The 20,249-nt window shown below is 65.0% G+C and carries 19 protein-coding genes; 10 read left to right on the plus strand and 9 right to left on the minus strand.

Annotation, left to right across the window (positions count from 1 at the left end; translation table 11 throughout):
• Nucleotides 1–3: 3 nt before the first annotated feature.
• Both BTN82_RS11645 and BTN82_RS11650 read right to left on the minus strand, forming a co-directional pair.
• Nucleotides 4–636 carry a response regulator gene (locus BTN82_RS11645; RefSeq protein ID WP_075119266.1) on the minus strand — a complete coding sequence of 211 codons (633 nt, stop codon included), beginning with the start codon at nucleotides 634–636 and terminating at the stop codon, nucleotides 4–6.
• A 29-nt stretch (nucleotides 637–665) separates the two neighbouring features.
• On the minus strand, nucleotides 666–2,033 hold the full coding sequence (locus BTN82_RS11650) for a cache domain-containing protein (protein WP_075119267.1): 1,368 nt from the start codon (nucleotides 2,031–2,033) through the stop codon (nucleotides 666–668).
• A gap of 270 nt (nucleotides 2,034–2,303) precedes the next feature.
• Between BTN82_RS11650 and BTN82_RS11655 the strand changes: the two genes are divergently transcribed.
• Complete coding sequence (locus tag BTN82_RS11655) at nucleotides 2,304–4,361, plus strand: carbon starvation CstA family protein (protein WP_075119268.1); 2,058 nt, start codon at nucleotides 2,304–2,306, stop codon at nucleotides 4,359–4,361.
• A gap of 14 nt (nucleotides 4,362–4,375) precedes the next feature.
• The gene (locus BTN82_RS11660; protein WP_075119269.1) at nucleotides 4,376–4,573 is read left to right on the plus strand and encodes a YbdD/YjiX family protein; all 198 of its coding nucleotides are present in this window, start codon (nucleotides 4,376–4,378) and stop codon (nucleotides 4,571–4,573) included.
• Between the two features lie 62 nt (nucleotides 4,574–4,635).
• Here the strand turns inward: BTN82_RS11660 and BTN82_RS11665 are convergent, their stop codons facing one another.
• The 5 genes from BTN82_RS11665 to BTN82_RS11685 all read right to left on the minus strand — a co-directional run bounded on the left by BTN82_RS11665 (nucleotide 4,636) and on the right by BTN82_RS11685 (nucleotide 10,083).
• The gene (locus tag BTN82_RS11665; protein ID WP_075119270.1) at nucleotides 4,636–5,292 is read right to left on the minus strand and encodes a DUF2931 family protein; all 657 of its coding nucleotides are present in this window, start codon (nucleotides 5,290–5,292) and stop codon (nucleotides 4,636–4,638) included.
• Nucleotides 5,292–6,866, minus strand: coding sequence for a T6SS phospholipase effector Tle1-like catalytic domain-containing protein (locus BTN82_RS11670; protein ID WP_075119271.1), 1,575 nt, complete (start codon nucleotides 6,864–6,866; stop codon nucleotides 5,292–5,294). Before BTN82_RS11670 ends, BTN82_RS11665 begins: the two co-directional genes overlap by 1 nt.
• A 204-nt stretch (nucleotides 6,867–7,070) precedes the next feature.
• Complete coding sequence (locus BTN82_RS11675) at nucleotides 7,071–7,895, minus strand: sulfite exporter TauE/SafE family protein (protein WP_075119272.1); 825 nt, start codon at nucleotides 7,893–7,895, stop codon at nucleotides 7,071–7,073.
• Nucleotides 7,892–9,169 (minus strand): FAD/NAD(P)-binding oxidoreductase, encoded by a 1,278-nt coding sequence (locus BTN82_RS11680; RefSeq protein WP_075119273.1) that lies wholly within the window; start codon nucleotides 9,167–9,169, stop codon nucleotides 7,892–7,894. The genes BTN82_RS11675 and BTN82_RS11680 overlap by 4 nt, the downstream gene beginning before the upstream one ends.
• 29 nt (nucleotides 9,170–9,198) lie before the next feature.
• The gene (locus BTN82_RS11685) at nucleotides 9,199–10,083 is read right to left on the minus strand and encodes an MBL fold metallo-hydrolase (RefSeq protein ID WP_075119274.1); all 885 of its coding nucleotides are present in this window, start codon (nucleotides 10,081–10,083) and stop codon (nucleotides 9,199–9,201) included.
• 240 nt (nucleotides 10,084–10,323) lie between these two features.
• Between BTN82_RS11685 and BTN82_RS11690 the strand changes: the two genes are divergently transcribed.
• The 4 genes from BTN82_RS11690 (at nucleotide 10,324) to BTN82_RS11705 (ending at nucleotide 13,988) form a co-directional block, all read left to right on the plus strand.
• A complete protein-coding gene (locus BTN82_RS11690; RefSeq protein WP_075119275.1) occupies nucleotides 10,324–11,643 on the plus strand; it encodes a sigma-54 interaction domain-containing protein in 1,320 nt (439 codons plus the stop codon).
• A gap of 200 nt (nucleotides 11,644–11,843) precedes the next feature.
• Nucleotides 11,844–13,343 (plus strand): PAS domain S-box protein, encoded by a 1,500-nt coding sequence (locus tag BTN82_RS11695; protein ID WP_075119276.1) that lies wholly within the window; start codon nucleotides 11,844–11,846, stop codon nucleotides 13,341–13,343.
• 134 nt (nucleotides 13,344–13,477) lie between these two features.
• The gene (locus tag BTN82_RS11700) at nucleotides 13,478–13,729 is read left to right on the plus strand and encodes a CsbD family protein (protein ID WP_075119277.1); all 252 of its coding nucleotides are present in this window, start codon (nucleotides 13,478–13,480) and stop codon (nucleotides 13,727–13,729) included.
• A 10-nt stretch (nucleotides 13,730–13,739) separates the two neighbouring features.
• Nucleotides 13,740–13,988: a DUF1652 domain-containing protein gene (locus BTN82_RS11705; RefSeq protein WP_075119278.1), complete on the plus strand. Its 249-nt coding sequence runs from the start codon at nucleotides 13,740–13,742 to the stop codon at nucleotides 13,986–13,988.
• 296 nt (nucleotides 13,989–14,284) lie between these two features.
• Here BTN82_RS11705 and BTN82_RS11710 read toward each other — a convergent pair whose 3' ends face one another.
• Together BTN82_RS11710 and BTN82_RS11715 are read right to left on the minus strand one after the other, a co-directional pair.
• Nucleotides 14,285–15,679: a sensor histidine kinase gene (locus BTN82_RS11710; protein WP_075119279.1), complete on the minus strand. Its 1,395-nt coding sequence runs from the start codon at nucleotides 15,677–15,679 to the stop codon at nucleotides 14,285–14,287.
• Entirely contained in the window at nucleotides 15,657–16,340 is a 684-nt protein-coding gene (locus BTN82_RS11715; RefSeq protein ID WP_075119280.1) for a response regulator transcription factor, read from the minus strand. The genes BTN82_RS11710 and BTN82_RS11715 overlap by 23 nt, the downstream gene beginning before the upstream one ends.
• Nucleotides 16,341–16,522: 182 nt before the next feature.
• On the opposite strand from BTN82_RS11715, the gene BTN82_RS11720 reads away from it, so the two are divergent.
• The 4 genes from BTN82_RS11720 (at nucleotide 16,523) to hcnC (ending at nucleotide 20,144) form a co-directional block, all read left to right on the plus strand.
• On the plus strand, nucleotides 16,523–16,861 hold the full coding sequence (locus BTN82_RS11720) for a hypothetical protein (RefSeq protein WP_075119281.1): 339 nt from the start codon (nucleotides 16,523–16,525) through the stop codon (nucleotides 16,859–16,861).
• A gap of 361 nt (nucleotides 16,862–17,222) precedes the next feature.
• Nucleotides 17,223–17,489 (plus strand): (2Fe-2S)-binding protein, encoded by a 267-nt coding sequence (locus BTN82_RS11725; protein WP_410002806.1) that lies wholly within the window; start codon nucleotides 17,223–17,225, stop codon nucleotides 17,487–17,489.
• Nucleotides 17,486–18,895, plus strand: coding sequence for a cyanide-forming glycine dehydrogenase subunit HcnB (gene hcnB, locus BTN82_RS11730; protein ID WP_075119282.1), 1,410 nt, complete (start codon nucleotides 17,486–17,488; stop codon nucleotides 18,893–18,895). The genes BTN82_RS11725 and hcnB overlap by 4 nt, the downstream gene beginning before the upstream one ends.
• Complete coding sequence (gene hcnC / locus BTN82_RS11735; protein ID WP_075119283.1) at nucleotides 18,888–20,144, plus strand: cyanide-forming glycine dehydrogenase subunit HcnC; 1,257 nt, start codon at nucleotides 18,888–18,890, stop codon at nucleotides 20,142–20,144. The genes hcnB and hcnC overlap by 8 nt, the downstream gene beginning before the upstream one ends.
• Nucleotides 20,145–20,249 lie beyond the last annotated feature (105 nt).

The raw sequence follows: 20,249 nt of genomic DNA on the forward strand, positions 1-20,249 counted from the left end.
GCGCTACCGGGGAATAATCCCGTGATCGATGGCGTATTTGACCAGCGCCGCCGGTTTGTCGATGTTGAGTTTGCGGCGGATGCTCAGGCGGTGGGTTTCCACGGTGCGTACGCTGATGTCGAGGTCCCGGGCCATTTCCTTGTTGTTCATCCCTTGGGCCATTTTGTACAGCACCTGGCTTTCGCGGGGGGTGAGTTCGTTGTCGGTGGGTTTGTCGGCGATCAGGCGTTGGGCGATGTCGGCGCTGTAGAAGGTGCCGCCGCTGCCGATGGCTTCGATGGCGGCGATGATTTCCCGCGAGGGGGCGTTTTTCAGCACGTAGCCGCTGGCGCCCGCGCGCAGGGATTCGCTGACGTATTCGTGGTTGTCGTACATGCTCAGGATCAGCACCTTGAGCGCCGGGTAGCGGCTGCGCAGCAGGCGGGTCAGTTCGAGGCCGTTGATGTCGGGCAGGCCGATGTCGACCAGCAGCAGGTCCGGTTGGCAGCGGCCGACCAGTGCAATGGCCTCGGCGCCGCTCTCGGCTTCGCCCACCACTTCCAGGGGCGCCATGACGCCCAGCAGCGCCTTGATGCCGTCGCGGACCAGGGAGTGATCGTCGACCAGGGCGACGCGGATCGGGGAGGGCAGGTTCATCGGGGTGTTCACTCTTATTGTCTGGTGGGTCAGCGTTTGCCGGCGGGCCGTTGCATGGGCAGCAGGATATCCAGTTCGCTTCGGCCCGGCACGGAAACCAGCTCGAAGCGGCCGCCGAAATGTTCGACCCGTTCGCGGATATTACGCAAGCCGATGCCGGCGTGCCGCCGTTCGACCTGGGCGACGTTGAAGCCGACGCCGTCGTCCACCAGGGTCAGACGCAGGTGTTCCGCCGAGCCGTGCAGGGTGATGTGGACGTTGTGCGCCTGGGCATGGCGTTCGATATTGCTCAGGCCTTCCTGGACGATGCGGAACAGCGACACCGCGGCGCCGTCCGCCAGGTGGCAGTCGAATTCGTTGTCGTCGTAGGTCACCCGCAGCCCGCTGCGCTGCTCGAACTCCGCCGCCAGCTGGCCGATGGCGGCCGACAGGCCCAGGGTGTCGAGCAGGGACGAGCGCAGGTCGTGGGACAGGCTGCGCACCTCGCCAATCGCATCGCCCAGGCGCTCAGTGGCGTCTTTCAGGGTGTTTAAACCCTTGCTCTCGGCCTGTCCGTTTTCCAGCAGGTGGCTGGCCAGTTCGAACTGGAACTTGATCGAGACCAGCAGTTGGCTGATGCCGTCGTGCAGTTCGCGGGACACCCGTGAGCGCTCTTCCTCTTGCAGGCTGACGATGCGCTGGGTCAGGCGTTGCAGTTTCTTGTCCGCCAGGCGCTGTTCGCTGACGTTGAGGGTCATGCCGGTGGCGAACACGAACAGCACCGCCACCAGGGCGACTGCGGCAATCGCCAGCATGGTCTTGCGGATGTCCTGGGCTACTTCGGCGCGGGCCTGTTGCGTGGCGCGTTCGACGTCTTCCAGGTAGATGCCGGTGCCTAGCATCCAGCCCCAGCGGTCGAGCATCACCACGTAGGCCAGCTTGTCGGTGACCTGGCCGGAGGAGGGCTTGTTCCAGGCGTAGCGCTGGAAGCCTTCGCCCGACTGCGCGCTCTTGAGCAGCGCCTGGATCACCGGCAGGCCGTGGGGGTCTTTCATGTCCCACAGGTAGCGGCCCACCAGCTCCGACTGTCGCGCGTGCATCAGGCTGCGGCCCTCGCGGTCGTAGACGAAGAAGTAGCCGTTGATGCCGAAGCTGAGCTTGCGCAGTTCTTCCAGCACTTGCTGCTGGGCGCGGGCGTCGCCCTGGCCGTTGGCGTACAGCGGCTCGATCAGGCTGCGGGCCATTTCCACGTAGTTTTTCAGTTCCGCGCGCTTGCTCGCCAGGATGCTGTCTTCGATCAGCTGCGCCTGCTGGTCGCCCAGTTGCCGGTTGAGGGAAATCACCAGGGCGCAGATGACGGCGATGGCCAGCACCAGCGGCAGGATCCCAAGGGCGACGATCTTGTGTTTGAGCTGCATGTCTACTCCTGCCTGGGCGCGGCTGCGGGCCGTCCGCGGTACGGCCAAGGCCCGGCATCATAGGCCAAAAGATACGCTTGGCCAGTAGCACCGCGGTAGAGCGCGACCGGTGGGGCGAGTCGGTCTACGTAGAACTACGTAGACAGCGCGTACGTAGTAACGCGGATTTATTTGTCGACGGCAGGCGCGGATATTGGGCCCGCTCCGCACAGCGGACACCATTATAAAAAATTACCGCCGCAGTCATCGACTGTCGGCAGGAGACACGCAATGACCCGTCTGGCTAAACACCTCGCCTGGTTTGCCGTGGCTGTCCTGGGAGCGGTTGCGCTGAGTGTCGTGGCCTTGCGCCGCGGCGAAGCCATCAACGCCCTCTGGATCGTCGTCGCCGCCGTCGCTATCTACCTGGTTGCCTACCGCTACTACAGCCTGTTCATCGCCAATAACGTGATGCAACTCGATGCGCGCCGGGCCACCCCCGCCGTGCTCAACAACGACGGTCTGGACTACGTACCGACCAACAAACACATCCTCTTCGGCCACCACTTCGCGGCCATTGCCGGCGCGGGGCCTCTGGTGGGCCCGGTATTGGCGGCGCAGATGGGCTACCTGCCCGGCACCCTGTGGCTGATCGCCGGGGTGGTGCTGGCCGGCGCGGTGCAGGACTTCATGGTCCTGTTCCTCTCCACCCGGCGCAACGGCCGCTCCCTGGGCGACATGGTCCGCGAGGAAATGGGCCGCATCCCCGGCACCATCGCCCTGTTCGGCTGCTTCCTGATCATGATCATCATCCTCGCGGTGCTGGCGCTGATCGTGGTCAAGGCCCTGGCCGAGAGCCCGTGGGGCATCTTCACAGTGATGGCGACCATCCCGATCGCGATGTTCATGGGCGTGTACATGCGCTACATCCGCCCGGGCCGCATCGGCGAGATCTCGATCATCGGCGTGCTCCTGCTGCTGGGCTCGATCTGGCTGGGCGGGCAGATCGCCGCCGACCCGGTGTGGGCCAAGGCCTTCACCTTCACCGGCGTGCAGATCACCTGGATGCTGATCGGCTACGGTTTCGTCGCCGCGGTGCTGCCGGTGTGGCTGATCCTGGCGCCGCGGGACTACCTGTCGACCTTCCTCAAGATCGGCACCATCATCGCCCTGGCGATCGGCATCCTGATCACCATGCCCGAGCTGAAAATGCCGGCCCTGACCCAGTTCACCGACGGCACCGGACCGGTATGGAAGGGCGGCCTGTTCCCATTCCTGTTCATCACCATCGCCTGCGGCGCGGTGTCCGGCTTCCATGCGCTGATCTCCTCGGGGACCACGCCCAAGCTGCTGGATAACGAAACCAACGCCCGCTACATCGGTTACGGCGGCATGTTGATGGAATCCTTCGTGGCTATCATGGCGATGGTTGCCGCCTCGGTGATCGAGCCGGGCGTGTACTTCGCCATGAACAGCCCGGCGGCCATCGTCGGCGGCGACGTGGTGACGGTGGCACAGACCGTCAGCAGTTGGGGCTTTGCCATCACCCCTGATCAGTTGCAGGCGGTGGCCAAGGACATCGGCGAAACCACCATCCTCGCCCGTGCCGGCGGCGCGCCGACCCTGGCGGTGGGCATCGCGCAGATCCTGCACACGGTGCTGCCGGGCGAGAACACCATGGCCTTCTGGTACCACTTCGCGATCCTGTTCGAGGCGCTGTTCATCCTCACAGCGGTGGACGCCGGCACTCGCGCCGGGCGCTTCATGCTGCAGGACCTGCTGGGTTCCTTCGTGCCGGCGCTGAAACGCACCGAATCCTGGACCGCCAACCTGATCGCTACGGCCGGCTGCGTGGCCCTCTGGGGTTACCTGCTGTACCAGGGCGTGATCGACCCGCTGGGCGGCATCAACACCCTGTGGCCGCTGTTCGGCATCTCCAACCAGATGCTGGCCGGTATCGCCCTGATGCTCGGCACCGTGGTGCTGATCAAGATGAAGCGCCAGCGCTACATCTGGGTGACCCTGCTGCCGGCGGCCTGGCTGCTGATCTGCACCACCACCGCGGGCCTGATCAAACTGTTCGACCCAAGCCCGGCGGTGGGTTTCCTGGCCCTGGCGAAGAAGTACAGCGATGCCCTGGCCGCCGGCCAGGTGGTGGCCCCGGCCAAGAGCATCGAGCAGATGCAGCACGTGATCTTCAACGCCTACACCAACGCCACGCTGACGGTGCTGTTCCTGCTGGTGGTCTTCAGCATCCTGTTCTACGCGCTCAAGGTCGGAATCGCCGCCTGGGGCAACAAGGAACGCACGGATAAAGAAGCGCCGTTCCAGGCCCTGCCGGATGCGTAACGAGGACTGCAACCATGTTCAATGACCTGAGTCGCCTCGGTAAATACCTCGGTCAGGCCGCGCGCCTGATGGTCGGCATGCCCGACTACGACACTTACGTCGAGCATATGCAGGCCAAGCATCCGGACCAGCCGGTGATGAGCTACGAGGCGTTCTTTCGGGAGCGCCAGGAGGCGAAGTACGGCGGCAAGGCGGGACCGAAGTGTTGTTGAGTGAATGAAAAAACCGGCTGGGAGGCCGGTTTTTTTATGGGGGGAATTTGTGCTGTCGAGGGTTACCAACTGCCATAGGGAATGCCGTATTGCTCTATGTAGCGTTTGGATTTCTCGCTGACCTTGTAGGCGTAACGCCCATTGTTTTTTCCTTGGTCCGGTCCTAATGGCTCAACTTCGGCCTGGGTTCGGGCGACTTTGATTGGGTGATGGCATTCGTCCCTGACCCAGACTTGTACGATGCCGCCCGGGGCTAAGCCTATATGGACCGATGCCATATAGCGGGCGGTCTGGTGTGGGGTTGCCGGGCAGCGGCGGTGAGTTGAGGCAAACATGATTTTTCGAGCCTCTTCGGGGATATCCACCCACGCCCGATAAGTCTGTGGCTCTACGATGGATTGCCAGCGCACGTAAATACGCTTTGGGAGGTCTGCGCCAACTACTGACTTACCATTGCCTCCTACTCCACCCCCCCAGCCCCTGGCCCACTCTTTGTCGTAACCGAGATTGCCGCTTGCAGCGGAGCCACCACCCGTACGGGTGAACAGCTTGCCATTGATGTCTTCAACGGCACTGTCTTCAACCCAAACTTTCATGTAGTAGGGCTCGATAAAACCAAGCTCCCACCAAGGATCTTTCGGATCGTTTTTTCCGGAAAGCGGATCAGCGTGACAGCCACTTAACAGCAGGGCGCCCAGCAGGGCGATGAATACTCTCATTACCAAAGCGTCCAATCAGGTACGTGAGGATGTTGCACACGCACAGCATCCGCCGTGGGGGCATTGATATAGACGACTTTAAGACTGCCGCCATCCCGTTTACCCAGCGGGTGGTTCCAGTGGGCCGAGAGATGGATATAGCGCAGTTTGAGCATCGTCTCCTCGGCCGGCGTTGTACTGTAGTCACCGGCGACAAATCTGTCACAAAGGGTTTGAAGCTCCGATGGAATTGCATATTCGGTTGTTTCTGGGATTTCTTGGAGCTGCACACCGTTCTCCTTGGCCAGTTCATACATGACGCGCAGATATACCCTCGACAGTTTATTGCTCATGGGTCTCTTGAGCTGCAGGCCGGCATACACCCGTTTTCTTTGTGGTCCAAGGCGGTCCTGTGAATCCTGCGGCAGCAATAGCGGCTCCGGTGTGACAATTTCCAGCCATTGCGCGGGCCAACCTTTCGCCAGCCAGCGGGTTCTTGCCTGGACCGCGTCCCGGTAAATCGAGGTCTGGGTCACCTCGGTATTGATCGAAACTTCCAGCGCTTGCATCGGGCTGACCAGTACACATTCCTGCACCTCATCCAGATAACCGCCACCGATATCCGAATGCGCACCGGGCAGGGTGATCTCCACATGATCGGGCTTGACCTGGCTCAGGGCAAAGTTGGCCCGGTACTCGTCGCGGGCGACCAGTTGCACCACCGAGCGAAAATAGCGGCGATCGAGATGGAGCTTGATACCAGGAGCAATGGCGCTGCGCACATTGCCCAGATTGCTCAGCCCGGCAACCGACGGCACGGTGTCGAACAGGCCGATAAAACCCATATCGACATCGTGGCCGTATTGTCGGTTGAAGTTGGGACTGAAGGCATTGGAGTGGTCATGCAGAATCAGTTGAAGCGGCCCAAGCCAGCGCACGATTTCATTGGCGAAATGTCGGGCTGCCGCCGCGCCTCGGCTAAAGCCGAAGGCATCGAAGGTCAGAGCAGTGATTTCGCTTTCGGGAAAGTCTTCCTGGACTTCACTGATACGCTGCTTGATCGCACGAAATGCGTTCTGTACGCACCCTGAAACTCCTGTGTCACCACGCCCTGTACCCGAGGTGAGCAGGCTGTCTTTTTCACCTGCCTGTGTGCCGATGCCATCAATATAGATTGAGCGATAGGCGCGCTTTTGCAGTTCCTCACCCTCTATTTTTCGGTTGGAATAGTACAAATCACTCAACCGCTTAACATTGCTCACATCATTCCCATAACTACTCTCCGGATCGCTCATATACGGTTTGCAACTGGCATCGATGTCTTTGAGGACGATGGCATGCTGAGCCCCGCAAATCTCACCCATCGCCGAGTTGCCAGCATTGTTGCCAGTACCGTCGAAAAACACCCCGATACGCAGCGCCACCTGAACCTTCTCGGGCGGTGGGGCGGGCTCCTTGGCGTATTTCTCGTACTGCGCCCACAGCTGTTCGCCGTAGCTGGGCTGTTCGGTTTCAGCGGCGCGTTTGGCGGGGCGCTGGTTGGGGTTGACGGGCCGAAGCACGCGAGGTATCGGCCCGGGTCCGTTGTTGGCCATGGGTGGTCCCTGATGCGGTTGAGGGTGCTGGCAACCGTACCGGGAAGGGTGGGCGATGGAGTTAGGAGGAATCTGTAAGAGGCAGAGCCGGGGCTGATTTGGTTGTAGGAGCGGTTTATTGCCGGGGTGTTTTTGTTGTTTGGGCGGGCGCTATCGCGAGCAAGCTCGCTCCTACAGGGGGAGGAGGTGCTCGCGATTATGAGGTTAGCGCCAGGCGCCGAGCGCGCCGAGGCTGAGCATGACGGCAGCCAGCATGCCGACCAGCGCAAACAGTTGCTGCAAGCGCGGCCCGGCCAGGTAGCGGGCGACCTGCCTGCCGGCGATCAGCCCCAGTACGGCGCCCAGGGCGAAGGGCGCGCCCACCGCCCAGTGCATCACGCCGCTGAGGCTGGCGGTGACCACGCTGCCGGTGGACACCAGGGCGATCACCGCCAATGAGGTGGCGACGATGCTTTTGCTGTCGAGGTTGGTATAGCGGGTCAGCGCCGGGATGATGACGAAGCCGCCGCCGACGCCGAGCAGCCCGGACAGCAGCCCCGAGAGCATGCCGGTGACGGTCAGCGCGCGGGCGCAGGGCAGGGTCCAGCGCAGGCGGCCTTGCAGCGGGTTGAGCACGCAGGGCTGGAAGGCAGCGCGGGGCGCGGGCTGGCCGTGGCGCAGTTCGCGGGTGGCCTTGAGCAGGATGCGCCCGCAGGCGTACAGCAGCACCGCGGAAAACAGCAGGGCCAGCGGCGGGTTGGGCAGGCGGTGGGCCAGCCACAGGCCGAGCGGGGCGGTGAGGATGCCGATGGCGGCGACGAAGCCGGCAGCGCGGTAGCGCACGATGCCTTCGCGCAACCCCAGCACCGCGCCCACGGCGGCCGCCAGGCCCACCGCGAGCAGGCCGATGGGCGCCGCCTCGACCATGCTCAGGCCCAGGCCGAATACCAGCAGCGGCACCGCGAGAATCCCGCCGCCGGCGCCGGTCAGGGCCAGGATCAGGCCGATCAGGGCACCCAGTCCGGCGCCCAGCAGATTGTACTCAGTCATGGTTTCGGCAGGTCCGCCACCAGCTCCGGCTTGGCCAGCCATTCATGGCCCTTGAGCATGCCGCGCCAGTACAGCGGCGGCAGGATGCGCTCCTTCAGCCACCAGGCGCGACGGGTCGGTTGCCGGCCGTCGAGCAGCCACGCCGGGAAGCTCGGAGCGACCTTGCCGCCGTAGGTGAATTCGGCGAGGACGATCTTGCCCCGTTCCACGGTCAGCGGGCAGGAGCCGTAGCCGTCGTACTGCGCCCGCGTCGGCAGGCGCTTGAGGTTCACCAGCACGTTGGTGGCCACCACCGGCGCCTGCTTGCGCGCCGCCGCGGCGGTTTTCGCGTTGCTGGTATTGGTCCCGTCGCCGAGGCCGTGGATATTACTGAAACGCTTGTGTTGCAGGCTGTGGGGGTCGACGTCGATCCAGCCGGCAGCGTCGGCCAGGGGGCTGTTGCGAATGAAGTCCGGGGCGGTCTGCGGCGGCACCACGTGCAGCATGTCGAACGCCAGCTCGATGGGTTCCGGCTGGCCCTCAGCGTTGTTGCGCACGAAAGTCGCCCGTTTGCCGGGGCCGTCCACGGCCACCAGGTTATGGCCGAAATCCAGGGCAATCGCGTACTTCTTCACGTATTCCATCAGCGCTGGCACATAGTCCGGCACGCCGAACAGCACGCCGCCGGCATTCAGGAAACGGGTGTTGATCTGCCCCAGCCGACCGTTGCGCAACCAGTGGTCGCAGGACAGGTACATGGCCTTCTGCGGCGCCCCGGCGCATTTGATCGGCATCGGCGGCTGGCTGAACAGCGCCTGGCCCTGCTTGAGGTTCTGCGCCAGTTGCCAGGTGTAGGGCGCCAGATCGTAGCGGTAGTTGGAGGTCACGCCGTGTTTGCCCAGGGTCTCGCTCAGGCCGTCGATGGCGTTCCAGTCGAGCTTGAGGCCGGGGCAGACCACCAACTGGTCATAACCCAATACGCGGCCGTCGTTGAGCAGCAGGGCGTTGTGCTCCGGCTCGAAGCGGCTCACCGCCGCCTGAATCCACGTCACGCCCTTGGGGATCAGCGAAGCCATGCTGCGGGCGGTGTCTTCGGCGTTGAACACCCCGGCGCCGACCAGGGTCCAGCCGGGTTGGTAATAATGGGTGTCGGCCGGGTCGATGATCGCGACGTCCAGGTGCGGTTCGCGGCTGATCAGGCTGGAGGCGGTGGCGATGCCGGCGGCACCGCCGCCGACGATCAGCACCTGGTGGCTGCCGTCGACAGCTCGCAGGGTAGGGGAAATAGGACGCATGGCATCGTCTCCTGGTGGAGTGGAGTTTTTTAGAGGGCGTTCAGCGGGATCTTCAGGTAGCTCACGCCGTTGTCGTCGGGTTCGGGGAACTGGCCGCTGCGCATGTTGACTTGCACCGAAGGCAGGATCAGCACCGGCATGTCGAGGGTGGCATCGCGGGCTTCGCGCATCGCCACGAAGCTGTCTTCGTCGATGCCTTGGTGAATGTGGATGTTGTGTGCGCGCTGTTCGGCGACCGTGGTCATGTATTGCAGTTCGCGGCCGTTGGGCAGGTAGTCGTGGCACATGAACAGCCGGGTCTGCGCCGGCAGGGCGAGGATCTTGCCGATGGAGCGGTACAGGGTGCGCGCGTCGGCGCCGGGGAAGTCGCAGCGGGCGGTGCCGTAGTCGGGCATGAACAGGGTGTCGCCGACGAAGGCCACGCGTTCTTCGCCCACTTCCACCAGATAGGTCATGCACGCCGGGGTATGGCCGGGGGTGTGCAGGGCGCGGGCCTGCAGGTTGCCGATGGCGAAGCGGCTGTCGTCTTCGAGCAGCACGTCGAACTGGCTGCCGTCGCGGGCGAAGCGTGCGTCTTCGTTGAACAGTTGGCCGAAGGCCTGTTGCACCTGGGTGATCCGGTTGCCGATCGCCACCCGGGCGCCGAGCTGCGCCTTGAGGTAGGCCGCGGCGGACAGGTGGTCGGCGTGGACATGGGTTTCCAGGATCCAGTCGACCTGGGCGTCGAGCTCGCGGACCCGGGCGATCAGTTGGTCGGCGGACGTGGTGTCGGTCCGGCCGGACTTGGGGTCGTAGTCCAGCACGCTGTCGATCAGCGCGCAGCGCCGGGTTTCCAGGTCCATCACCAGGTAGCTGATGGTCCAGGTCTGGCGGTCGAAAAAGGCTTCTACGCACAGCGTTGCGCCGATGATCATGGGGTTCTCCGAACAATGGGGTGACGCCGGCCGAGGCCGGTTGTCGTCACTTGGACTGTCAATAAGCGTGCCAACCGGCATACGCCGTTTTTACCGCCAATTCATTGAATTCAAAGGTTTGGGGCGGGTGTTCTGGCTGTCACTGCCAATTTAGGTTGGCGGTCTATTGGCAGTCAGTGGCAGAAAATGGCAGAGGCCGGCCCGATGGTTTAAGCTGCCGCGCAACGCCCAGGAGTCGCTATGCCTCAGCCCCCGAATGTTCTCGCCAGCCCTGAAATGTTAGCCCTGGTTTCCTATCTGGAGCATGACGCCCAGCCGACGATTCTGTTAGACACCGACTACAACATCCTCGCCGCCAATACCGCCTACCAGCGCCAGTTCGGCGTCGAGGGCAAGCCCCATGTCGGCGCCAAGTGTTATCGGGTGTCCCATCAGTTCGCCGTGCCGTGCGACCAGGCCGGCGAGCATTGCCCGATGCGCAAGGCGTTCGAGACGCGCCTGCCGGAGCGGCTGCTGCATATCCACCACACCCCGCGCGGGCCGGAGCATGTAGATGTGGAGCTGCGGCCGATCCTCGGCGACGCGGGGCAGGTGGTGGCCTATGTCGAGCGCTTGAGTTCGGTGGCGGTGGCCTCGGTGCAGCCGCAGCAGAAGGGCCTGGTGGGCCGCTCGCCGGCGTTCAACCAGGCCCTGAGCGCCTTGCAGCGCGCAGCGCCGTCGCAGATCCCGGTGCTGTTGCAGGGCGAGTCCGGCACCGGCAAGGAGCTGTTTGCCCGTGCGCTGCACGACGGCAGCCCGCGGGCCAGCGGGCCGTTGGTGGTGGTCGATTGCACGGGGCTGACCGAGTCGCTGCTGGAGAGCGAGCTGTTCGGTTATGAGAAGGGTGCGTTCACCGGCGCCCTGCAACGCAAGATCGGCCTGGCCGAAGCGGCCCACGGCGGTACCCTGTTTCTCGACGAGATCGGCGAGGTGCCGCTGGCGATGCAGGTCAAGTTGCTGCGGTTGATCGAGTCCGGCAGCTTCCGCCCGGTGGGCAGTTTACGCACCGTGCATTCGGACTTTCGCCTGGTCTCGGCGACCCACAAGCCGCTCAAGGAAATGGTCGCCGCCGGCACCTTCCGCCAGGACCTGTACTACCGCATCAGCGCTTTCCCGATCCGCCTGCCGGCATTGCGCGAGCGCAGCGACGACCTGCCGTTGCTGATCGACAGCCTGTTGCAGCGCCTGGCGCCCGGCGCCGCGCCGCGGGTGGCGCCCGAGGCCCTGGAGCGCCTGTGCCTGTATGCCTACCCGGGCAATATCCGCGAGTTGCGCAATATCCTCGAGCGGGCGCGGCTGTTCAGCGACGACGGGGTGATCCGCGTCGAAGACCTGCCCGAGGAACTGCGCGCCGGCAGTACCGTCGCCGCGCCGCTGCCGACCCGCCGCCGCGCCGGCAAGGACCTGGAGCAACTGGCCCACGCCCTGGAAGTGTTCGACGGCTCGCGCAGCGAACTGGCCAAGGCCCTGGGCCTGAGCGAGCGCACCCTGTACCGCCGCCTGAAAGCCCTGGGCATCTGAAGCACCTACAGGACTCGCGAACCCCTCGATACCCCGGCCATCCCCGATCCCTGTAGCTGCTGCCGCAGGCTGCGCACGAGCGGCACGCTCGCAACGATCCCGATCATTTCCATGGCACGATGGCCGCACGGCGCGGTCGTAGTGTTCAGCCCCCTTTATCCGCCGCCCCGCCTGTCGCGCCGGGCCTCTCAGGAGCTGCCATGAGCCAGGACGTCCTTGCCACCGAAACCAATCGCCGCCAGTTGCAGCAGATCATTTCCGGCCTGTCCGACGGGGTCATCCTGATCGAGCCGGACCGGCGCATCATCTGGGCCAACGACGCGGCGCTGGCCATGCACGGGGTCGAGGAGGTCAGCGAGCTGGGCGCCGACGACCGTGAGTACGCCGAGCGTTTCGCCTTGCGCTATCGCAACAATCACCCCCTGGCGCTGGAGAGCTACCCGATCAACCGCGTGGCCGCCGGCGAAACCTTCAGCGATGTGGTGGTCGAGGTGCGCAGCGGCGAGGGCGAGGACGAGCGCGCCTGGGTCCATCGGCTGCGCAGCATGGTCCTCACCGACCGCAGCGGCGCGGTGGAGTCCCTGGTGCTGATCCTCAGCGACGCCACCGAATGGGCCAGCGCCGAGCAGCGTTTCGAGAAGACCTTCAACGCCAATCCGGCGCCGGCGGTGATCTGCCGCCTCAGCGACCTGCGCTATATCAAGGTCAACCAGGGGTTCCTGGAAATGACCGGTTATGCCCGCGACCAGGTGATCGGCCGCTCGGTGTACCAGCTGGATGTACTGGAGGGCGCCGAGCGCAGGGACCTGGCCATCGAGCGCTTGGGCCAGGGCGCGACCATCCCGCAGATGCAGGCCGAACTGCGCCTGCCTGACGGCGGCGGCAAACTGGTGATCGTCGCCGGCCAGCAGATGGATATCCATGACGAGGGCTGCATGCTGTTCACCTTCATGGACTTGGAACCGAAGCGCAAGGCGGAGACCGCCCTGCGCCAGAGCGAAGAGCGCTTTGCCAAGGCCTTTCGCCTGACCCCGGTGCCGACCCTGGTGTGCAGTGCCGACAGCCAGCAGATCGTCGACGTCAATGAGGCCTTTCTCGACAGCAGCGGTTATACCGCCGAGGAGCTTCTGGGCAAGACCGTGGAGGAGGTCGGCTTTATCGCCAGCCCCCAGGCCTGCGCCAGCCTGTTCGGCGCCCTGGAGAAAAGCGCCGAGGTGCGCGGCATCGATGTGCGGGTACTGAAGAAGGGCGGCGAGCTGCTCGATTGCGTGGTGTCGGCCGACACCGTGGACATCCAGGACAAGCCCAGCTACCTGCTGGTGCTGATGGACATCACCGAACGCAAGCGCTCCGAATTGGAGCTGGTGTCGGCGATCGAGGAGGTGATGCGCGATGCCTCGTGGTTCAGCCAGACCCTGATCGAAAAGCTGGCCAATGTGCGCAGCGCCAACCAGGCGCAATTGCCCAGCGCCGCCTACACCGACCTCACCGCCCGCGAGCGCGACGTGCTGGGGCTGATCTGCGAGGGCCTGGCCGACAAGGAGATCGCCGCGCGCCTGCAACTGGCGTCGAGCACGGTGCGCAATTATGTGGCTACGGTGTATTCCAAGCTGGCGGTGCACAGCCGCGCCGAGGCGATTGTCTGGGCCCGCGAGCGCGGGCTGTTCAGCGGCGAACGTCGCGGCAAGACGCAGCGCTGACCGGTGCAAATGCCCCAGTGCCATCAGTACAAATGGCGCTTCTGCGGCGTGGCGGGGTTTCTTAGGCTGGTGATGGATGGCGCCGTGGCTGACACGGGCCGTTTACCGAACATCATCAGCTGAAGGAATGCACGATGCGTAGCGAACAGATCAAAGGCGCGGTGGGCACCGCGGCCGGCAAGGCCCAGGGCGCGGTCGGCGAGTGGCTGGACGACGAGCGGATGCAGGTGCAGGGCGCGGCGCGCGAGGCCGCGGGTCGGTTGCAGGAAAGCTATGGCGATGCGCTGGACGGCGTGTCCACGTTCGTTCGCGAGAAACCCTTGGCCAGCGTTGCCATCCTTGCCGGGATCGGCCTGCTCGCCGGCCTGCTGTTGCGCCGTCGCTGAAGGCGCCTGGGTGATTTCCCAGGCGCAGCTGCGCCGCTACATCGAACAGGGGTTCGCGCCCTTGGCCTGTGCCTTCAGCACCGGCGCCGACGCCACGCTGACCCTGCGGGTCTTCGAGCCCGAAAGCGGGCGGGTCGACCTGGTGGTCACCGGCATCAACCCGCGCGTACTCGAGACCGAGGCCGATGTGCTGGCGATGATCGAGGAACTGCTCTACGAGTTGCGGAGCAACTCCCTCAACGTGGTGCACCTGTCCTGACAGCCAACCCCTTGTAGGAGCGAGCTTGCTCGCGAAAAAACGTCAGCGCGCCGCGGTGTTTCAGACCCTGCGCATGACTTTCCACCGCTATCGCGAGCAAGCTCGCTCCTACAGAAGACGGATTGCGGAACAACCCTATTGGCATGGTGTATCTGCCCCCCTGTAGGAGCGAGCTTGCTCGCGAAAAAAACGTCAATGCGCCGTGGCGTTTCAGCCCCTGCGCATGACCTTCAGCCACCATCGCGAGCAAGCTCGCTCCTACAGGCGATGGCGTTCAGTGGGGCAGGGCTCGGGTTTCAAGTCTTGGCGATCAGGCTCGGCCGGCAGTCGAGGCTCAGCCGCGCGCCGCCGCTGGGGCTGCTGCCGACGTCGAGCTTGAAGCCGTGCAGGCTGACGATGGCGGCGACGATGGACAGGCCGAGGCCGAAGCCGCCGTGGGAGTTGCTGTCGTCGACCCGGTAGAAACGCTGGAACACCGCCTTGCGTTCGGCCTCGGGAATGCCGGGGCCGGAGTCGAGGACTTCCAGGCGCGTGCTGCCGTCCTCCACCACGCCGCGCAGAATCACTTCGCCGCCCGGTGGGGTGAATTTGATCGAATTGCTCAACAGGTTGGCCAGGGCCTCGAACAGTAGGGCGCGATCGCCGGTCAGGCGCGGCAGCGTGGCGGGCGTTTCCAGGGTCAGGGTCAACTGGCCTTCCTCGGCCAGCGGCAGGTAGAAATCATGCAACTCTTGCAGCAGCGGCAGCGGGTCGAGTTCGACGAACCCCGAGCGGCGCTGGTGATCCTCGATTTCGGAAATCCGCAGCAGCCCGCGAAAACGCGCCATCAGCCGGTCGGCCTCGCCCAGCACCTGGTCCAGTTGCAGCGCTTCGGGGGTGCCGTCGACGGCTTGCTGCTGCATGCGGTACAGCTGCGCGCGCAGGCGGGTCAGCGGGGTGCGCAGGTCGTGGGCGATGTTGTCGCACACGCCCTTGACCTCGTTCATCAGCCGTTCGATGCGGTCGAGCATGGCGTTGACGATGGCCGCCAGCATGTCCAGCTCGTCGCGGCGGTTGGACAGCGGCAGGCGGTGGGTCAGGTCGCCGGCGACGATGGCCTCGGCGCTGGCCTGGAGATTGCGGATGCGCTGCAGCGGCCGGCGCCGCAGCAGGTGCCAGCCGGCGGCCCCGGGAATGATGGTCAGCGACACGCCCCACAGCAGCGCGTGGAGAATGATCCGCGTCACCGCGAACAGCGAGCCGTTGTCGCGCACCAGGATCAGCCAGCGGCCGTCGTGGGTGTAGGTGGCCACCGCGTCGCAGCTGTCGCGGGGCAGGTCGGGGTCGTCGGAGTCGATGCAGCTCCTGAGCTCGTGGATCTGCCCGTCCAGCGGCAGGTCGTCGGGGATCTCGCGGATCGGCCCGCTGAGGTGGTGCAGGCGCTCGTCGAACAGGCCGTAGGCGTCGATGGCGCGCATGTCGAAGGTCATGCTGGTGGTCAGGGCTTCCTCCAGCTGTTCGCCCTGGAAGCGCGCGAACAGGTGCTGGCGCTGCATCAACGAGTGCTTGGCCAGGCTCTCCAGGTAGCCCGACACCTCGTAGTACATGACGCCCATGAGGATGCAGCTCCAGGCCACGAACAGCGAACTGTAGAGCGCCAGCAGGCGGCTGCTGGAAGAGCGCCAGCCCTTAGAGGGGTTCAGCAATGACATAACCCGAGCCTCGCACGGTGCGGATCAGCGGGGTCATGCCGGGCGGGTCGATCTTCTTGCGCAGGCGGCCGATGTGCACGTCGATCAGGTTGGTCCCCGGGTCGAAGTGATAGCCCCAGACCTCCTCGAAAATCATCATCCGCGAGAGGATCTGGCCGGTGTTGCGCATCAGGAATTCCAGCAGCTTGTACTCGGTGGGCAACAGGCTCAGCAGCTGTTCGGCGCGGGTCGCCTCGCGGCTGATCAGGTTCAGTTCCAGGTCGGCGACCCGCAGGCTGGTCTCGAACTCCTGCACCGTGCTCTTGCGCCGCAGCAGCACCTCGACCCGGGCCGCCATCTCGTCGGAGGCGAAGGGTTTGGTCAGGTAGTCGTCGCCGCCGGCGCGCAGGCCGCGCACGCGCTCGTCGACGTCGGACAGGGCGCTGATCATCAGGATCGGCGTCGACACGCCGATGGTGCGCAGGGTGGTGACGATCGCCAGGCCGTCCAGCTCCGGCAGCATGCGGTCCAGGGTGATCAGGTCGTAGTCGCCGCTGACGGCGCGCACCAGACCTTCGCGACCGTTGTCGACCCAGTCCACGTCCAGCCCGTGGCTGCTCAGTTCAGCGACGATTTCGCGGGCGGTTACGGCATCGTCTTCGATGGTCAGAATGCGGGTCATAAGGGCTTACCTGAATGGGGATTGCATGACACAGGCGGGCATTTTGCCAAGAAATCGCCAGGGGCTTTCTAAAAAATCTTTCATCTTCGCGCCGCTGGACGGTGAGCGAAGGGTAGCAGGCGGGTCGCCGCGGGCAATCGTTGATATCATCCGGCCACTTTGACTGGCATGGACGCTGCGCAATGCACCTGACTCGAAACGTCGCCTGGATAACCCTGGGCATCTGCCTGTCGCTCCTGGCGGCGACCCCGGCGTTTGCCGCCAATCAACCCTGCTCCGGCAAGAAAGGCGGGATCGCCGGCTGCGACGGTGAGCTGTTCCTGTGCCGCGACGGCTCCATCAGCGGCTCGAAGAAAAGCTGTGCTGCCTACACTGGCCAATCAGGTCAGTCCGCCCGTCCACAGACCTTGATCCGCAGCGGCGAAAGTTGTTCGTGCGGCAGCGGCAGCTTTTGCACCGGCCCGCGAGGCGGCGTCTATTGCCTGACGCCGAGCGGCAACAAGAGCTACAAGCGCAAATAAAACAGCCGTCCGACGGCCTGGGTGGACAAGCCCGGGCGCCTCTACTAGCGTTGCCGGCACGCGGTGGTCGGGGGTAGGGCGGCGAGCTGTGTTTGCCCGCGGGACAGGGGCACGCCAGGCGCGTTCCAGAGCCCGGCGCTTTGCTTGGCCCAGATCAATGTTCCTGTTCGACAAACCTACTAGATTGGCCCGGTGTTCAGCCCCGAGGAGCTGGCGCCGCACCACCGCCGCAGCGACCTTCATCAGGTCCACGGCGATGCACAGCAGGACGCTGGCATTCCTCTTCACTGTGTTCAAGGACGAATTCCCTGTGCGCCATACCGAACGAACTTTCGATATCCAGCCGCTGCAACAGGCGGACATGACCATCAGCCTCAATGGCCAGCCGGTGACGGCGGCGATTGGCGAAACCGTACTCAGCGTGATCCAGTCCCTCGGGCTGCGCCAGGTGGCGCGCAACGATCACGGCCAGCTGGCCGGCGCCTATTGCGGCATGGGCGTGTGCCATTGCTGCCTGGTGCAGATCGACGGCCGGCACAAGCGCCGGGCCTGCCAGACCCAGGTGCGGCCGGGCATGCAGGTGCAGACCGAAGTCAACCGCATCGTCGCCGCGGAGGAAACGCCATGAGCCTGAATCCGGTGATCGTCGGCGGTGGCCCGGCGGGTATGGCGGCGGCCATCGAGCTGGCCGAGCACGGCGTGCGCAGCACCCTGATCGAAGAGTCTTCGCGCCTGGGCGGGGTGGTCTATCGCGGGCCGTTGCGCGACGGTGTGCAGCTGGACTACCTGGGGCCGCGGTATTGCGAGGCCCTGGCGAAACTGCACGGCGCGTTTTCCGATTGCGAGCAAATGATCGACGTACGCCTCAACAGCCGGGTGGTCGGCGCCGAGGGCAATAACAGCCTGGTCCTGCTGGACGCCGACGAGCGCCTGGAGGAAGTGGCGTATCCGCAGTTGCTGCTGGCCGCGGGCTGCCACGAACGCAGCGTGCCGTTTCCCGGCTGGACCCTGCCCGGGGTGATGCTGCTGGGCGGCCTGCAATTGCAGATCAAGAGCGGCGTGGTCAAGCCGCGGGGGCCGGTGGTGATCGCCGGCACCGGGCCGCTGCTGCCGCTGGTGGCCTGCCAGTTGCACGCCAGCGGCGCGACGGTGGCGGCGGTCTACGAGGCCTGCACCTTCGGCCGGATCGCCAAGGAAAGCCTGGCGCTGCTGAACAAGCCGCAATTGTTCCTCGACGGCCTGAGCATGCTCGCCTACCTCAAGCTGCACCGCATTCCCGTGCATTACGGCTGGGGCGTGGTCGAGGCCCAGGGCGGCGACGGCCTGGAGAGCGTCAGCGTGGCGCCGTACTCGGCACGCTGGGAACCGGACCTGTCGCGCCGCCAGCAGATCGCCGCGCAGACCCTGGCGGTGGGCTACGGTTTTATCCCGCGGACCCAGCTCAGCCAGCAGATGGGCCTCAACCACGGCTTCAGCCACGACGGCTACCTGCGCGCCACGGCCAACGTCTGGCAGCAGAGCAGCGAGCCGCACATTCACCTGGCGGGCGACATGGGCGGGATTCGCGGCGGCGAGGCGGCGATGCTCACCGGGCGCATCGCCGCGCTGTCGATCCTGATGCAGCGCGATGTGCTGAGCAACGAAGACGCCCTGGAGCGACGCCAGAAGTACCAGAACAAACTGGGTTCCATCGTGCGTTTTCGCGCGGCGGTGGACCGCTACACCGAGCGCGGCACCGGGCAGATCGAACTGCCGGCCGCCGATACCCTGATCTGCCGCTGCGAGCACGCGACCCGCGGCGATATCGACCGCGCGCTGGAGCAGGGCGTGCAAGACATGGCCAGCCTGAAGATGCGTACCCGGGTCAGCATGGGCGACTGCCAGGGGCGGATGTGCGTGGGCTATTGCAGCGACCGCCTGCGCCAGGCCACCGGGCGCCAGGACGTAGGTTGGCTGCGCCCGCGCTTCCCGCTGGACCCGATTCCCTTTTCCGCTTTCCCTCAACCGAGCAAGGATGCTTTGAATCATGAGTAAGTTCTACGACGTGGTGATTGCTGGCGGCGGTGTGATCGGCGCTTCCTGTGCCTATCAATTGTCCAAGCGCAAGAACCTGCGGGTGGCGCTGATCGACGCCAAGCGTCCGGGCAATGCCACCCGCGCTTCGGCGGGCGGCCTGTGGGCCATTGGCGAGTCGGTGGGGCTGGGGTGCGGGGTGATCTTCTTTCGCATGATGTCGGCCCGCAACAAGCGCGAGGCCAAGGGCTCGGCGGTGCTGGTGGACTCCAGCACGCCGCATATCCTGCCGCAGTCGTTCTTCGACTTCGCCCTGCAATCCAACGCCCTGTACCCGCAGTTGCACGAGGAGCTGCGCGAGCGCCACGGCATGGATTTCAAGTTCGAGCGCACCGGCTTGAAGTTCGTGATCTACGACGAGGAAGACCGGCTGTACGCCGAGCATATCGTGGCCTGCATTCCGCACCTGGCCCATCAGGTGCGCTGGCTCGACCAGGCGGCGCTGCGGGCGGCGGAGCCGAAGGTCAGCCACGACGCCCAGGGCGCGCTGGAGTTCCTCTGCGACCACCAGGTCAACCCGTTCCGCCTGGCCGACGCCTACACCGAAGGCGCGCGGCAGAACGGCGTGGACATGTACTTCAATACCAACGTCACCGGGGTGCTGCACCAGGGCCACCGGGTCAGCGGGGTGCAGACCGCGGAGGCGGGGATCTTCCACTGCGACACGCTGATCAACGCCGCCGGCGCCTGGGCCGCCGAATTGAGCCTGCAAGCCACCGGCGCAAGCATTCCGGTGAAGCCGGTCAAGGGCCAGATCCTGCTCACCGAGCGTATGCCCAAGCTGCTCAACGGTTGCCTGACCACCAGCGACTGCTACATGGCGCAGAAGGACAACGGCGAGATCCTGATCGGCAGCACCACCGAGGACAAAGGCTTCGACATCAGCACCACCTACCGGGAAATCCAGGGCCTGGTGCAGGGCGCGGTGCGCTGCGTGCCGGAGCTCGAACAGGTCAACCTCAAGCGCTGCTGGGCCGGCCTGCGCCCGGGCTCGCCGGACGAGTTGCCGATCCTCGGGCCGATGTGCGGGGTGGAGGGTTACCTCAATGCCTGCGGGCATTTCCGCACCGGCATCCTGACCTCGGCGATCACCGGGGTGCTGCTCGACCGACTGGTGAACGAGGAAGCGCTGCCGCTGGACATCACCCCGTTCCTCGCCGAGCGGTTCGGCTTGCAGGCCGTGGCACCGCTGCAGGTGGCGCTGGCTTGAGGCGGTACGCCAGGAACACCGTGCGCGCTTGACGTTTTTTCGCGAGCAAGCTTCGCTCCTACAGGAGTACGCATATCTTCTGTAGGAGCGAAGCTTGCTCGCGGT

It is taken from the genome of Pseudomonas chlororaphis (genome assembly GCF_001921865.1).
GTDB lineage: Bacteria > Pseudomonadota > Gammaproteobacteria > Pseudomonadales > Pseudomonadaceae > Aquipseudomonas > Aquipseudomonas chlororaphis_D.